The following is a 14726-nucleotide window of genomic DNA, read 5'->3' on the forward strand; positions in this document are numbered from 1 at the left end:
CAACGAACATGCCCGGGGCTGGATAATCACCCGATGGCACTCATGATCACCGACGAATGCATCAACTGCGACGTGTGCGAGCCCGAGTGCCCGAACGACGCGATCTCCATGGGCGAGCAGATCTACGAGATCGACCCGGGCAAGTGCACCGAATGCGTCGGCCATTTCGACGAGCCGCAATGCGTGCAGATCTGCCCGGTGGCCTGCATCCCGGTCAGTCCCGGCCACGTCGAGACGCGCGAGACCCTGTTCGAGCGGTACCTGCGCCTTCAGGCCGCGAAGACGTCCTAGCGGCGTCGACCGGCGGCTTCGGCATGGCCCGCGGCCACGGGACGACGACCGGTCCGCTGGCCGGAAGCCCGGTTCCTCTGGCGCTCCTCGTCCCGCGCGAGCCGCAATGCCGCGAGCCGCGCCGCTTCGCGGTTCCTGGCTTCGGCGATGCGATGGTCCGGCAGGATGACCGCGCCGTTGCGCGATGCGGCGGCCTGCTCGGCGCGCAGGCGGTCGCGCTCCATGGTGTCGGCGCGCTGTTCGATGCGGCGCGTGGACTCGTCGGCGGCGCGACGGGCCGCCTCGCCGGGCGCCCCGCCGGTGTCGATGCGCCGGCCGCCGACGCAGGGTGTGTCGGAATAGGCGTTGCCGCAGCGCCAGGGGGCGGGACCGGTGGGGGAGGACGGCGCGGCGGTCGCCCCCATGGCGATGCAGGCCCAGGCCAGTCCCGCCAGGACCGGCGACCGCCAGTGCGTGGCGCGGATGGATCGATGGTCGTTCTTCATTTTTTTCTCTCCCTGTCTTCGTTGCGGAATCTCCGCGTCGCGGCGGCCCGTGCCGCGATGCCTCACGACGTCGGTGGCGGTGCGCCTCCGGCCGGCGTCGTGGTCGGCGCGGGCGGTGCACCGTCGCCGGGATCGCGCCGCGGCGGCTTCGGCCGCGGCGGCTTGCTGGTGTGGATCTGCTGCATGGCCCGGGTCGTGTCGCCCGCGAGCAGCGCGGGCACGGCGTGCAGCGAGCGCGCGATGGCGTCGTCGATGGCGTCGCGCTGTTCCTTGAGGGGCTTCTTCAACACCCAGCCGACCACCTCCGATTTCGCGCCCGGATGTCCGATGCCCAGGCGCAGCCGCCAGTAGTCGCCGGTGCCGAGCTGCGCGTGGATGTCGCGCAGGCCGTTGTGGCCGGCGTGGCTGCCGCCGAACTTGAGCTTGGCCTCGCCCGGCACGACGTCGAGTTCGTCGTGGATCACCAGGATCTCGGCCGGCTCGATCTTGAAGAAGCGTGCCAGTGCCGCCACCGATTTGCCCGACAGGTTCATGAAGGTCTGCGGCGCCAGCAGCCAGACCGGCTGGCCGGCGATCTGCGTGCGGGCGACCCGCGCGTGATAGGCGCGCTCGGGGGTCAACTGGAGCTTGAGATCGCGCGCCAGGGCGTCGATCCACCAGAAGCCGGCGTTGTGCCGCGTGGCCTCGTATTCCGGGCCCGGATTGCCCAGGCCGACGAACAATTTGATCATGGGGCGGGATTATCCAGGGCCGTCGCGCGCGCGGCGCGCCAACGAAAACGGCCCGCGCGAGGCGGGCCGTCGGTCCGCGGCCGGCGAACGAGCGCGGCTGCGGGGGGCGAGAAGTCTTACTTCTTGGCGGCGGGCTTGGCAGCCGTCTTGGCCGGAGCGGCCTTGCCACCCTTGCCGGCCGGGGCCGCCGGTGCGGCGGCAGCGGCTTCCGCGCCTTCGACCACCGGATCGATTTCCTCGGCGGCCGGCGGCGTGGCCGAGGCCAGCACCGGATTGGCCTTGCCGTGGCTGACCCAGCGCACGCCGCGCGGCAGCTTGATGTCCTTGAGCGTCACGGTGCCGTTCTTCTTGAGGCCGGAGAGGTCGACCTCGATGAACTCGGGCAGTTCGGACGGCAGGCAGTTCACTTCGAGTTCGGTCGTCACATGGCTGACCAGGTTCTGCTCGAGCTTGACGGCGTCGGACTCTTCCTCGCCCTTGAAGTGCAGCGGCACCTTCATGGTCATGCGGGTGCGGGCATCGACGCGCTGGAAGTCGATGTGCTGCACGAGCTGGCGGAACGGGTGGTACTGCACGTCGCGCAGGAGCACCTTGCTCACGGTGCCGCCGAGGTCCATCTCGAGGACGGAGGCGTGGAACGCTTCCTTCTTGAGAGCGTGCCACAGCGCGTTGTGGTCGATCTCGATGAGTTGCGGGGTGGCTTCGCCACCGTAGACGATCCCGGGGGTCTTGCCCGAGATGCGGAGACGGCGGCTCGCACCCGTGCCCTGCTTGGCGCGCTCAAAAGCGACGAATTTCATGATCAAACTCCTTGGAGCGAGGGCGGGATTGCCGTTCGCTGCGTTTCGACGTCCACCGCGACCAGTGCGACGCCGGTTTCAAATTGGCTCTCCGCGAGGGAAAGCCGGCCAATGGCTCAGAACAGGGAATCCTGGTCCGAGAACAAACTCATCACCGACTCGCCCTTGGCGATGCGCTGGATCGTCTCGCCGATCAGCGGCGCGACGGAGACCTGGCGGATCTTCGAGCAGGCCAGGGCGCTGTCGGACAGTGGAATGGTGTTGGTGACGACGATTTCGTCGAGGGCCGAGCCCTGGATGCGCTCGATCGCCGGACCCGAGAAGATCGGGTGCGTGATGTAGGCATACACCTTCTTCGCACCTCGCTCCTTGAGCACCTCGGCCGCCTTCACCAGCGTGCCGGCGGTGTCGATCATGTCGTCCATGATCACGCAGTTGCGGCCGTCGATCTCGCCGATCACGTTCATGACCTCGCTCACGTTCGCCTTCGGGCGGCGCTTGTCGATGATGGCGAGGTCGGTGTTGAGCTGCTTGGCCAGCGCGCGGGCGCGCACCACGCCGCCGACGTCGGGCGACACCACGATCAGGTCGTCGTACTTCTTCTGGCGCAGGTCGCCCAGCAACACGGGCGAGGCATAGATGTTGTCGACCGGAATGTCGAAGAAGCCCTGGATCTGGTCGGCATGGAGGTCCATCGTGAGCACGCGCTCGACGCCGACGGTCTCCAGCAGGTTGGCCACCACACGCGCCGAGATCGGCACCCGGCTCGAACGCGGACGGCGATCCTGGCGGGCGTACCCGTAGTAGGGGATGACGGCGCTGATCCGCTCGGCCGAGGCGCGCTTGAGCGCGTCGACCATGATCAGCAGTTCCATCAGGTTCTCGTTGGTCGGGGCGCAGGTCGACTGGATGACGAAGACATCGCGCGCACGCACGTTCTGATTGATCTCCACGGTGACTTCGCCGTCGGAGAAACGGCCGACGCGGGCGGCACCGAGTTCCGTGCCGAGGTGCTTGGCGATGTCCGCGGCCAAGCCAGGATTGGCATTGCCGGTGAAAAGCATGAAGTCAGGGGATTGAACCTGCATGAGCGCGTCCAGCAATGCAAAAGCCTATCGAGAAGAACCACCGGCAGCGGCCAATGTTCTGGCGCCTTCGCAGCGCTGTGCCTCGGAGCCATCACCGGAGCTTCCGGCACCGCAGCCCGAAGGCTGAGGTTTCCATGTTTTGGCAGGGGAGAAAGGATTCGAACCTTTGCATGCTGGAATCAAAATCCAGTGCCTTAACCAGCTTGGCGACTCCCCTACACGGGTCGATGGCTTGCACCATCAACCGATATGTGCGGCACCGGAACGCATCCCGCGGCCCGGTCCTTCTGCTTCAGTCTGCCCAGCCCGCCAAGGGATGGACATCCAGGTTGCCGCATCTGCGGACCTGCCAGCCCTCGTGAGGAATGGCCGATTCCGCGTCCTGCGGCATGTCGCTGTCGAGCGGTCCGTCGACGGCATTCATGGGAGCGAACACCGCACTGCCTGAACCGGTCATCCGGGCATCGAATCCCTGCGAACGGAGCCATCGGATGGCTTCGGACACCTCGGGACAGAGCCTTTGAGCAACCGGCTGCAGGTCGTTGTGTCCAAACCCGTAGGTCTGATCGATGCGTCCTGCAGCAAAGCCAGAGAGTATAGCAGCAGGCGTGGCACGTTCAAGGTCCGGCGCCATAAAAATGCTGCGGGTATCGATTCCCGCCACGGGCTTGACGATCACGAAACGCGCCGGCGGCAGGGTGATCGGCGTGATCCGCTCGCCGATCCCTTCGACCCAGGCGTGGTGCCCGCCGAGAAAGAAAGGGATGTCCGCACCCAGCGACAGTCCGATCTCGGCGAGCGTCGAACGCGGCAGGCGCAGGTTCCACAGCCGGTTGAGCGCCAGCAGGCAGGTGGCCGCGTCCGATGAGCCGCCGCCCATGCCGGCCTGCGCGGGCACCTGTTTGTCGACGGCGATGTGAGCCCCCTGTCCGGGTCCGGCGAAGCGCTGGAGCGCGCGTGCCGCGCGAAGGATCAGATCGTCCTCGGGAAGCGGGCTGGTGAGGTCCTCGCGACTGAGGCCGCCGTCGCGGCGGGCCTCGATGTGCAGCGTGTCGCACCAGTCGACAAGCATGAACACCGACTGCAGCAGGTGATAGCCGTCGTCGCGCCGCCCGGTGATGTGCAGGAAGAGGTTGAGCTTGGCCGGAGCCGGCAGGTCGTAGAGCGTTTGCATGGTCGGGCGCGGCCGGCGAAGCGGAAAAAAGCGGGAGCAGGCGGTTCGCGTGTTCAGGGTCGTTCGAACACGATGCGCAGGTCGGCGCCCGGCTGCGGTGACTCGCGCACGGCGCGCAGGCGGCCCTGGGCGACCTGCTGCAGGTCGGGCCGCCAACCGGCCACGCGCTCGTCCCGACCTTCGAGCCAGCCGAACAACGCGCGCACCGGGATGGCCGCGCCCGTGGCCGCGGTCACGAGCGCGTCGACGGAGTCGTAGCGGCGCGTCTCGGCGCCGTTGCGCAGCCGCGCCTCGCCCGGTGCCCAGCTCAGTTCCGCCAGCGTGCTGCCGATCGGACTGGTCAGCACCAAGCTGCCGCGCTCCGGCGTGCCGCGCAGGTCGAACAGCGCCGCGAAGCTCTGCGCCGGGTCGCTGTGCACCTGCAGCGACAGCCGGCCGCTCCAGCTGTCGACGCGGGTGACCGTGTCGTGGACCGCGACCGCGGCGGTCGGAGCCTCCGGTCGGGCGACCGGTGAGGCGCACCCGGCCAGCAGCAGCACCAAGCTCCAGCTTCCGAGGGCGGCGGCGAGAGCGGCAGCGCGCGGGGCGACAGAGGCGGTGGTCATCTACAGCTTGACGCGCAGGCGCTTGAGCGTCTCCTGCAACGTCTCGTTCTCCGCGTCGGCGAGCGCGGCTTCGCGCCACACCTTGAGCGCCGCCTCGCGCTCGCCCGCCGTCCACAGCACCTCGCCGAAGTGGGCGCCGATCTCCGGGTCCGGACGACGCTGGTAGGCCGCCGCCAGGATGCCTCGCGCGTTGGCGGTGTTGCCCAGCCGGAACTCGACCCATCCCAGGCTGTCGGCGATGAACGGGTCCTGCGGCGACAGGTCGATGGCCTTGCGGATCAGCGCGCGCGCCTCGTCGAGCCGCAGCTTGCGATCGGCGAGGGAGTAGCCCAGCGCGTTGTAGGCGTTGTGGTTGTCGGGCCGGAGTTCGATCAGGCGTCGCAGCAGACGCTCCATCTCGTCCAGGCGCTGGAGCTTCTCGGCGGTCATGGCCTGGTCGTAGAGCAGGTCGGGATCGTCGGGTTTGGCGATGAGGGCTTCGGCCAGGAAGTCGTAGGCCAGCTGGTACTGCTTGGCTTCGCGCAGGACCTGGAGTTCGGCCTGCTGCTGCCGCGTCTTCTCTTCGGCGGTGCCTGCCGGCAGGGCGCGAACCATTTCGCGCGCCTGCTGTACCTTGCCCTGGCGTGACAGCAACAGGGCACTGCGCAACTGCACGGCGGCGCGGTCCTCGGTACCGTCGATGCGCGAGAGCCAGCGCGCGGCGCCCGTGTAGTCCTTGCGGCGCTCCGCGAGTTGGGAGAGCAGGAGGTAGGCCTGCGTCAGGCCGCGCTTGCTTTCCTCCCGGGCATCGGCCGCGGTCGCCAGTGCCACATAGCGCAATGCCGACTTCTCGGCCGCGGCGTCCTGGCGGGCCTGTCCCTGCAGGCTGGCCAGCAGCACCCAGGGCACGGGCAGGTCGGGCTGTTCGGACGTCAGGCGGGCGAGTTCGGTCGTCGCGTCGGCATAGCGCCGCTGCTCGATCAGGGTCTGCGCGTAGCCGACGCGGATGTCCGGCAGCGCCTTGGCACCGGCGAGGTAACGCTGGACGATCGGTTCGGCCTCCGACTGCCCGAGTCCCATCAGGTCGAGCGCCAGCACGGCCGGTGCCTCGGAAGCGGCATCGGCCGCCTGCCCGGCGACGGCCGCCTGCAGCGCACCGGGCGTGTCGCCGGCCACGATGCGCAGGCGCCCGATGGTGGCCCACGCGATGCCGGCGGTGGCCGGGTTCCTGATCTCGTCCACCAGGGCCGCCTCCACCACGCGGGCGGCGGCCTGCTTGTCGGCGGCACGGCCGTAGTTGCGGGCGATCACGGCCATCAGCACCGGCCGCTCGGGCAGGGGCGCGGCGGCGATCTCCGCGCGCAGCAGCGGCGCCGTCTCCTCGAGGCGGTTGAGCGCGATCAGGATCTGGAGTTCGTAGCGGCGGCCCTCGCGCGTCTCGGGCAGGGTCTGCTGCCAGGCACGCGCCGCGGCCAGCGCGGCCTCGCCCGAACGCGCCTGCAGCGCGATCTCGACGGCCCGCTGGAACAGGGCCTCGTCGCGCGTGCGCCGTGCCGCATCGAGCACCAGCGCATAGCCCGCACCGGGGTCGCCCGAGCGCAACGTGATCTCGCCCATGAGCACTTCGTAGAAGAGCTCGGCCGTCAGGGCAGACTTCCCGGGGACGGGCTTGGCCTCGCCGGGGGCCGCCGCTGGCACGGGGTTGACGATGGGCGCCGGGCTGGTGGGCTGGGCGGGCGCCGGAAGCCCGCTGGGGTCGGGAGCGACGGGCCCGGTCTGCGCCTGCGCCGCGAATGCGAGCAGCGTGAGGGAAATGGCTGCCGCAAGGCGGAATCGTCGGGGCGGTGGGGTCATCGAACTCATAATAATCCAAGGGTTTTCGTGTGCGCGCCGAGAGGACATCGGGTTCCCGGCACCATCCCTTCATCCACGCCCCGGCGTGCTCGCGCTGTCCGTCCACATCCCTTTCACATGCCCGAACTCCCCGAAGTAGAAGTCGCCCGTCGTGGCTTCGTCGACCGCATCGCCGGCGCCCGCATCGACGCGGTGCGCGTGGGCAAGCCGCTGCGCTGGGCGCTCGGCATCGCGCCGGACCTGCTGGTCGGGCGCACGGTGACCACCGTGCGCCGGCGCGGCAAGTACATGCTGATCGACCTCGACGAAGGGTTGCTGCTCCTGCACCTGGGCATGTCCGGCAGCCTGCGCTTCGACGCCGCGCTGCCCGAGCCCGGGTCGCACGATCATTTCGACCTCGCGACCAGCCGTGGCACCCTGCGGCTCAACGACCCGCGCCGCTTCGGCGCGGTGGTGCATGCCGAGCACGAGACCGCTCCCCTGGCCGTCAAGCTGCTCGGCGGACTCGGCATGGAACCGCTGGACGACAGCTTCGATTTCGAGGTCTTCCACGCCGGGCTGCGAAAGCGGCGAGCGCCGATCAAGCAGGTCCTGCTGACGGGCGACGTGGTGGTGGGGGTGGGCAACATCTACGCGTCCGAGGCCCTGTTCCTCTCGGGCATCCGGCCGACCGTCGCGGCATCGCGCATCAGCCGGCCGCGCGCGCTGCGCCTGCACGCCGTCATCCGGGACCTGCTCGCACGCGCGGTCGAACGCGGAGGAACCACGCTGCGCGATTTTTCGAACATCGACGGTCAGCAGGGCCATTTCCAGCTCGACACCACCGTCTATGGCCGGCAGGGCGAGCCCTGCCGTGTCTGTGGTGCGCCCATCCGGCAGATGCGTCAGGGTCAAAGATCGACGTTTTTCTGTCTTAATTGTCAAAAGTACTAATAAATACTGCTTCCTCTTTCGTCGCGTTCTCGAACCCGATGCTATATTTTGTAAGCAACTTTTACATTTCAACTTGAGCCGCTCTTTCAATCAGCAACTCGACCAGCACGGCGTCTGGCGCCGCAACGTCGCCCGACGGCTCGATGAGCTGTCCGGCTGGCTGGGCGAAAACGACCTGCTCGACGTGTCGGTCGCCGAACGCCTGCGCGAACTCGAGACGCAATTGCGCACGAGCAAGGTGATGGTGGCCTTCGTCGCCGAGTTCTCGCGCGGCAAGTCCGAACTCATCAACGCGATCTTCTTCGCCGGCTACGGCCGCCGGATCATGCCGGCGAGCGCGGGCCGCACGACGATGTGTCCGACCGAACTCGGCTACGACGCCGCGCAGCCGCCGAGCCTGCGGCTGCTGCCGATCGAGACGCGGCTGGAGTCCTTCTCCCTGATGCACTGGCGCGAGGAACCCTCGCGCTGGACCGACGTACCCATCGACGTCGACGATGCCGACCAGCTGGTGCAGTCGATGTCGAAGGTGGCGGAGGTGCTCTGGGTGCCGCTGGACGACGCGCGCCGGCTGGGTTTCTGGAACGACAGCACCCCCGACGACAACCCGCGCCGCGACGCCCGGGGTCTGGTGGAGATCCCGCGCTGGCGCCACGCGGTGCTCAACATGCCGCATCCGCTGCTGGAGCAGGGCCTCGTGATCCTGGACACGCCCGGCCTCAACGCCATCGGCGCCGAGCCCGAACTGACCGTGAGCCTGATCCCGCAGGCCCACGCGGTGATCTTCATCCTGGGCGCCGACACGGGCGTGACCCGCTCCGACCTGGCGATCTGGCGCGAGCACCTCGTCACCGACGTGGGCGGCCGCGATACCCGCGTGGTGGTGCTCAACAAGATCGACACGCTCTGGGACAGTCTCAACACGCCCGAGCACGTCGATGCCCAGGTCGAGCGCCAGTGCCGGGGCGCCGCGGAACTGCTGGGAGTGCCGCTCTCGCAGGTGCTGCCGGTGTCGGCGCAGAAGGGCCTGCAGGCCAAGATTCGCCAGGACGCGCCCCTGCTGCAGGCGAGCCGGCTGCCGGCGCTCGAAGCGGTGCTCGGCGAGGGGCTGCTGGGCAACCGCGAGAAGATGCTGCAGGCGGCGGTCCGCTCGGGCATCGCGTCGCTTCGGGTGGAGGGCTCGCGCATCCTGGGCGTGCGCGAGCGCAACCTCGCCGAGCAGACGATCGAGCTCGAGGGCCTGCGCGGGAAGAATTCGGCCGTGATCCGCCAGATGCGCGCGCGCATCGAGCAGGAGCAGGACGAGTTCGAGGGCAGCAACTCGCGCATCCTGGCGCTGCGTTCGGTGCAGGGCAAGCTGCTGCGCGAGGTCTATTCGGTGCTCGGCACTTCGGCCCTGCGCGCCGACATGAGCAAGCTGTCCGACGCCCTCAGGCGTCCGGGCATCAAGTTCAGCGTGCGCAAGATCTACGGCGAGACCTTCGACGCCTTGCGCAACAACCTGCGCGAGGTGCAGTCGACCACCGGCGAGATCCAGTCGATGCTGCACGCGACCTTCCGCCAGCTCAACGCCGAGCACGGCTTCACGCTGCAGGCACCCGCCGAGCCGGACCTGCTGGGCTTCGAGCACCAGCTCGACCAGATCGAGCAGAGCCACATCCACTACCTGGGCGTGGGCAACCTGATCAAGCTCGCGCAGGGCGACTTCTGCGACAAGCTCGTGCGCGCCCTCGCCAGCCGGCTGCGCGTGGTCAACGAGGCGGCCATGACCGAGGTGGAACGCTGGACCAAGAGCGCCGGCGCGCAGCTCGACCAGCAACTCAAGGAACAACGGCGCAATTTCGGCAAGCGCATCGAGTCGGTCGAGCGCATCCAGGGCGCGGCCGGCAACCTGGAGGAGCGCCTCGTGGAGATCGCCACGCAGGAGCGCGCGCTGGTCGGGCTGCATGCGCGGCTGGTCGAACTCACCAGCCAGATCGACGAACACGAGCCGTCCTCACCGTCGCCCTCGTCGTCGGATGGCCGGTTCGAACGCGATGCCGTCGGACAGCGCTGAATCCCCCGCCGCCGCCCTGACACCCTTGCCGCTCCCGCCGATTTCCTCGCCGCTGCCGGACTTCGCCACCCGCGTCGTCGCCTGGCAGGCGACGCACGGCCGCAGCGAACTGCCGTGGCAGAACACGCGCGACCCCTACCGCGTGTGGCTGTCCGAAGTGATGCTCCAGCAGACCCAGGTCGTGACCGTGCTGGGCTATTTCGCCCGGTTCCTGGACCGCTTTCCGGACGTGGCCGCGCTCGCGGCGGGCAGCGAGGACGAGGTCTTGGGCCTGTGGAGCGGCCTGGGCTATTACAGCCGGGCGCGCAACATGCATCGCTGCGCGCAGGACGTGGTGACGCGCTTCGGCGGGGTTTTTCCGCGCACCGCCGCCGAACTGGCCACGCTCCCGGGCATCGGCCGTTCCACCGCCGCGGCCATCGCCGCCTTCTGCTTCGGCGAACGCGTGGCGATCCTCGACGGCAACGTCAAGCGCGTGCTGACGCGGGTGCTGGGCTTCGCCGGCGACATGTCGTCGGCGGCCCAGGAGCGCGCGCTGTGGGACATCGCCGGACAACTGCTGCCGCCCGAGGGCGATCACGCCGCCATCTCGCGCTATACCCAGGGCGTGATGGACCTGGGCGCGACGGTCTGTCTCCCGCGCAGGCCGGCCTGCATCCTCTGTCCGATCGTCGACGTCTGCGCGGCGCGGCTGGAAGGCGACCCTGAGCGCTATCCGGTCAAGACCCGCAAGCTCAAGCGCGGTGCCCAGTCGCTGTGGATGCTGGAAGCGCGCGACAGCGCCGGCAACATCTGGCTGGAGAAGCGGCCGGCCAGCGGGGTCTGGGCAGGACTGCATGCGCCGCCGATGTTCGACAGCCGGGACCTGTTGCTCGATGCGCTGCCGAGCGCCGCGCGCGTCACGGCGCTCGACGAGCAGCCCTTCGTCGCCGTGATGACGCACAAGGACCTCCACATCCATCCGGTCGCCGTGGTGCTCGAGGCGGCGACGGGCTTGCGCGGCCATGACGGCCGCTGGAGGTCCTCGGACGAGTGGACGGTGCTCGGCCTGCCCGCGGCCGTGCGAAAGCGGCTGACGTCGAACCGGGTCCCGTGAGCGTGTGAGCGGATCGCGCCGGAGGCGGGCTCAGACGCCGTCGAGTTCGCGATGCCGCTTGAGCGTGGCCCAGCGCGTCCCGAAGCTGCGCGCGAGCTGCTCGACCAGGAACACCGAGCGATGCTGACCGCCGGTGCAGCCGATCGCCACGGTGACGTAGCTGCGGTGGTCGCTGGCCAGCGCGTCGAGCCAGCGTTCCAGGAACTGCGCGATGTCCTCGTACATGCGCGCCACGTCGGGATGATCGCGCAGCCAGTCGATCACGGGGCCGTCGCGCCCGGTGAGCGGCCGCAGGGCAGGCACGTAATGCGGGTTGGGCAGCATGCGAACGTCGAAGACGTAGTCGGCATCGAGTGGCACGCCGCGCTTGAAGGCGAACGACTCGAACACCAGCGTGAGCGCGCTCTGCGGTGCGGAGATCAGCGCCTTCACGTAACTCTGCAGTTGCGCCGGCCGGATGATGCTGGTGTCGATCACGTCGGCACCGTCGCGCAGGTCGGCGAGCAGTTCGCGTTCCAGGTCGATGGCGTGGATCAGCAGGCGCTGCTGGTCGTTGCCCTCGATGCGCCGGTCCTCGCGCGAGAGCGGGTGGCGCCGCCGGGATTCGGAATAGCGCCGCACCAGGGCCTCGGTGGTGGCCTCCAGGAACAGTGAACGCAAAACCAGTCCCTCGCGCCGCAGACTCTCGAGCTGCTGCGGCACCAGGGGCAGCGAGACGCCGCTGCGCACGTCCATGGCCACCGCCACCTGACGGGCGTCCTGCTGCCGCTGCAACGCGATGAACGGCGCGAGCAGTTCCGGCGGCAGGTTGTCGACGCAGTAGTAGCCCGCGTCTTCCAGGGCATTGAGCGCCACCGACTTGCCCGAGCCGGACATGCCCGTGATCAGCACCAGCTCCAGCGCGGAGGTCGCAGGTGCGTCGGGACCCGGCGCCGGGTCCGCCACCGCCGGGGGACCGGGCGTCGGGGAGGGTGGCAATTCGTCGTTCATGGGGTCCTCGCATCCTGTGGGCCGAGCATCTCGCGCGCATGCGCCAGCGACGTCGTCGACACCCGCTCGCCACCGAGCATGCGGGCGATTTCCTGCACGCGGCGATCGTCCGCGAGGACGGCGACGCCGCTCTCCGTGCGCGCGTCCTCGCCGCCGGCCGCGCGCACCTGTCGCTTGGCCACGAGCAGATGGTGGTCGGCACAGGCCGCCACCTGGGGCAGGTGGGTCACGGCGAGCACCTGTCGGTCGCGGCCGAGCTGCTGCATCAGGCGTCCGACGGTTTCCGCCACCGCGCCGCCGACGCCGGCGTCGACCTCGTCGAAGATCAGCGTCTGGGCCGCGCCGAGCTCGCTGGTGGTCACCGCGATGGCCAGCGCCACGCGCGAAAGTTCGCCGCCCGAGGCCACCTTGCCGATCGGACGCGGCGTGCTGCCCGGGTGCCCGCTGACGAGGAAGGCCACCTCTTCCAGGCCGGCGCGGCCGGGTTGGGCCAGCGGCTGCAGAGCGACCTCGAAGCGGCCGCCCTGCATGCCCAGGCCCTGCATGGCCTGGGTCACGGCCTTCGACAGCCGGGGCGCGGCCTGCGCCCGTGCCTTGCCCAGCGCGCGCGCCTCCTTCAGATAGGCCTGCTGCGCAAGCTGCTCGGCGCGCTCCAGGGCATCGAGGTCACCCTGCGCATCCAGGGCGCGCAATTCGTCCTGCCAGCCAGCGAGCAGTGCCGGCAGATCCTCGGGCGAGCGCTTGTAGCGGCGCGCCAGCGACATCCACAGGCCCATGCGTTCGTCGAGTTCGGCCAGGCGCTGCGGATCGGGGTCGGCGTGGCGCAGGTAGCCGTGCAGCGAATGCGCGGCGTCGGACGCCTGGGCGACGCTGGAGGCCAGCACCTCGGTCAATGCCTTGAACTCGGGCTCGATGTGCTCGCAGTCCTGCAGCAGCGACAGGGCGCGGTGCAGCGCCGCGAGCGCGCCGCCGTCGTCGTCCTCGAGGGCGGTGCGCGCGCCCTCGGCGGCCTCGATCAGCGCCTGCGCGTTGGCGATGCGGGAGTGGCTGGTCGAGAGTTCCTCCCACTCGTCGGCACCCGGCGCCAGCTTGGCGACCTCGCCGATCTGCCACTGCAGCCGCTCGCGCTCGCGCTGCAGGGAATCCTGAGCGCCGCGCGCCGACTGAAGCGCGGCCAGCGCCTGACGCCAGCGCTGCCAGACGCCGTCGAGCGCGTCCCCACGCAGACCGGCGTAGGCGTCGAGCAGGCCGCGCACGGCGTCCGGCCGCGTGAGGCTCTGCCAGGCGTGCTGGCCGTGTATGTCGAGCAGGCGGTCGCCGATCTCGCGCAACTGCGTGGCCGTGGCGGGGCTGCCGTTGATCCAGCCGCGGCTGCGGCCCTGGAGATCGACCGTGCGGCGCAGGAGCAGCGAATCGCCGGCTTCGAAGCCGCCGGCGTCCAGCCATGCGGCGAAATCTGGATCGGTGTCGAATTCGACGCTCACGTCCAGGCGTTCGGCGCCCTCGCGCACCGCACCCGCGTCGGCGCGGTTGCCCAGCGCGAGTTGCAGGGCGTCGATGAGGATCGACTTGCCCGCGCCGGTCTCGCCGGTCAGCACGGTGAAGCCGGCGGAGAGGTCGATGTCGAGCGCGCGCACGATCACGAAATCGCGCAGGGCGATGCGTCTCAATGCCATCAGCGTTCCTGGAAATGCGGGGATGTCGTCGGGGACAGGATGGGAGCGAGGACGCGCATGGTCTAGGAGCCGCCCTCGTTCCAGTGCAGTTTCTTGCGCAGCGTGTCGAAATAGCTCCAGCCGCGCGGGTGCAGGAAGCGCACGCGGTAGTCGGAACGCCGCACCACCACGCGATCGCCGATCTCGACGGAGGCGAGCGACTGCATGTCGAAGTTCGCGCTGGCGCCCCGCCCCGACACCAGCTCGAGCGTGATCTCCTCGGCGTCGGGCAGAAGGATCGGGCGGTTGGACAGCGTGTGCGGTGCGATCGGCACCAGCACCCAGCCTGGAATGGAGGGATGCATCAGCGGTCCGCCGGCCGACAGCGCGTACGCGGTCGAACCGGTGGGCGAGGCGACGATCAGGCCATCGGCGCGCTGGTTCGCGATGAAATTGCCGCCCACCGACACCCGCAGCTCGACCATGCCCGAGGTCGCCCCGCGATTGACGACCACGTCGTTCATGGCCAGCGCATCGAACACGCAATCGCCCTCGCGCATGACCCTCGCATGCATCAGGCTGCGGTGGTCTTCCTCGTACTCGCCCGCGAGCATGGGCACGAGGCGCGACTGGTAGCTGTCCAGGGCGATGTCGGTGATGAAGCCGAGGCGTCCGCGGTTGATGCCGATGAGCGGCACGCCATAGGGCGCCAGCTGGCGGCCGATGCCCAGCATCGTGCCGTCGCCGCCGACCACCAGGCCGAGGTCGCAGCGTTCGCCGATCTCCTCGGCCGTGAGCGACGCGTACCGGCTGGTCTCCACGTGGTCGGCCGTCGAGCGCTCGACCACCACCTCGCAACCCTGGGATTCGAGAAAGGCGCCGATGTCCTCCATGACGCCGTCCTCGGCGCCCGCCTGGGCCCGCTGGCCCGATGCCTGGTATTTGCCGATGAGCGCGACATGCCGGAAACGCGAGGTCATGCGTCAAAT

General features: G+C 69.4%; 14 protein-coding genes and 1 tRNA gene. 4 read left to right on the forward strand and 11 right to left on the reverse strand.

All coding sequences use genetic code 11. The features are described from left to right. Positions 1-33 precede the first annotated feature (33 nt). A complete protein-coding gene (locus tag NF681_06785; GenBank protein ID UST54893.1) occupies positions 34-291 on the forward strand; it encodes a YfhL family 4Fe-4S dicluster ferredoxin in 258 nt (85 codons plus the stop codon). On the opposite strand, the gene NF681_06790 is transcribed toward NF681_06785, so the two are convergent. The 8 genes from NF681_06790 to NF681_06825 all read right to left on the reverse strand — a co-directional run bounded on the left by NF681_06790 (position 288) and on the right by NF681_06825 (position 7007). Then, a complete protein-coding gene (locus tag NF681_06790; protein ID UST54894.1) occupies positions 288-776 on the reverse strand; it encodes a hypothetical protein in 489 nt (162 codons plus the stop codon). The two genes, NF681_06785 and NF681_06790, sit on opposite strands and share 4 nt — an antisense overlap. 62 nt (positions 777-838) lie before the next feature. Beyond that, complete coding sequence (gene pth, locus NF681_06795) at positions 839-1507, reverse strand: aminoacyl-tRNA hydrolase (GenBank protein UST54895.1); 669 nt, start codon at positions 1505-1507, stop codon at positions 839-841. Positions 1508-1623: 116 nt separating this feature from the next. Beyond that, positions 1624-2307, reverse strand: coding sequence for a 50S ribosomal protein L25/general stress protein Ctc (locus tag NF681_06800; GenBank protein UST54896.1), 684 nt, complete (start codon positions 2305-2307; stop codon positions 1624-1626). A 116-nt stretch (positions 2308-2423) separates the two neighbouring features. Further along, the gene (locus tag NF681_06805) at positions 2424-3395 is read right to left on the reverse strand and encodes a ribose-phosphate pyrophosphokinase (protein UST54897.1); all 972 of its coding nucleotides are present in this window, start codon (positions 3393-3395) and stop codon (positions 2424-2426) included. A 140-nt stretch (positions 3396-3535) separates the two neighbouring features. Continuing rightward, positions 3536-3612, reverse strand: a tRNA-Gln gene (locus NF681_06810). A gap of 75 nt (positions 3613-3687) precedes the next feature. Next, the gene (gene ispE / locus NF681_06815) at positions 3688-4569 is read right to left on the reverse strand and encodes a 4-(cytidine 5'-diphospho)-2-C-methyl-D-erythritol kinase (GenBank protein ID UST54898.1); all 882 of its coding nucleotides are present in this window, start codon (positions 4567-4569) and stop codon (positions 3688-3690) included. Positions 4570-4622: 53 nt separating this feature from the next. Then, positions 4623-5174: an outer membrane lipoprotein LolB gene (locus NF681_06820; GenBank protein UST54899.1), complete on the reverse strand. Its 552-nt coding sequence runs from the start codon at positions 5172-5174 to the stop codon at positions 4623-4625. After that, positions 5175-7007, reverse strand: a complete 1833-nt coding sequence (locus NF681_06825) for a tetratricopeptide repeat protein (protein UST54900.1) — start codon at positions 7005-7007, stop codon at positions 5175-5177. Between the two features lie 117 nt (positions 7008-7124). Between NF681_06825 and mutM the strand changes: the two genes are divergently transcribed. From mutM to mutY, 3 genes are all read left to right on the forward strand, one after another. Next, a complete protein-coding gene (gene mutM, locus NF681_06830) occupies positions 7125-7940 on the forward strand; it encodes a bifunctional DNA-formamidopyrimidine glycosylase/DNA-(apurinic or apyrimidinic site) lyase (GenBank protein UST54901.1) in 816 nt (271 codons plus the stop codon). Positions 7941-8013: 73 nt separating this feature from the next. Beyond that, positions 8014-9996, forward strand: a complete 1983-nt coding sequence (locus NF681_06835; protein ID UST54902.1) for a dynamin family protein — start codon at positions 8014-8016, stop codon at positions 9994-9996. Between the two features lie 40 nt (positions 9997-10036). Further along, entirely contained in the window at positions 10037-11092 is a 1056-nt protein-coding gene (gene mutY, locus NF681_06840) for an A/G-specific adenine glycosylase (protein UST55692.1), read from the forward strand. 30 nt (positions 11093-11122) lie between these two features. On the opposite strand, the gene rapZ is transcribed toward mutY, so the two are convergent. The 3 genes from rapZ to NF681_06855 all read right to left on the reverse strand — a co-directional run bounded on the left by rapZ (position 11123) and on the right by NF681_06855 (position 14717). Then, positions 11123-11968 (reverse strand): RNase adapter RapZ, encoded by an 846-nt coding sequence (gene rapZ, locus NF681_06845; protein UST55693.1) that lies wholly within the window; start codon positions 11966-11968, stop codon positions 11123-11125. 110 nt (positions 11969-12078) lie between these two features. After that, entirely contained in the window at positions 12079-13758 is a 1680-nt protein-coding gene (recN, locus tag NF681_06850) for a DNA repair protein RecN (protein UST54903.1), read from the reverse strand. Between the two features lie 62 nt (positions 13759-13820). Then, entirely contained in the window at positions 13821-14717 is an 897-nt protein-coding gene (locus NF681_06855; protein ID UST54904.1) for an NAD kinase, read from the reverse strand. Between the last annotated feature and the right edge of the window lie 9 nt (positions 14718-14726).

The sequence above is a fragment of the Comamonadaceae bacterium OTU4NAUVB1 genome (assembly GCA_024372625.1).
Lineage (GTDB): Bacteria > Pseudomonadota > Gammaproteobacteria > Burkholderiales > Burkholderiaceae_C > Variovorax.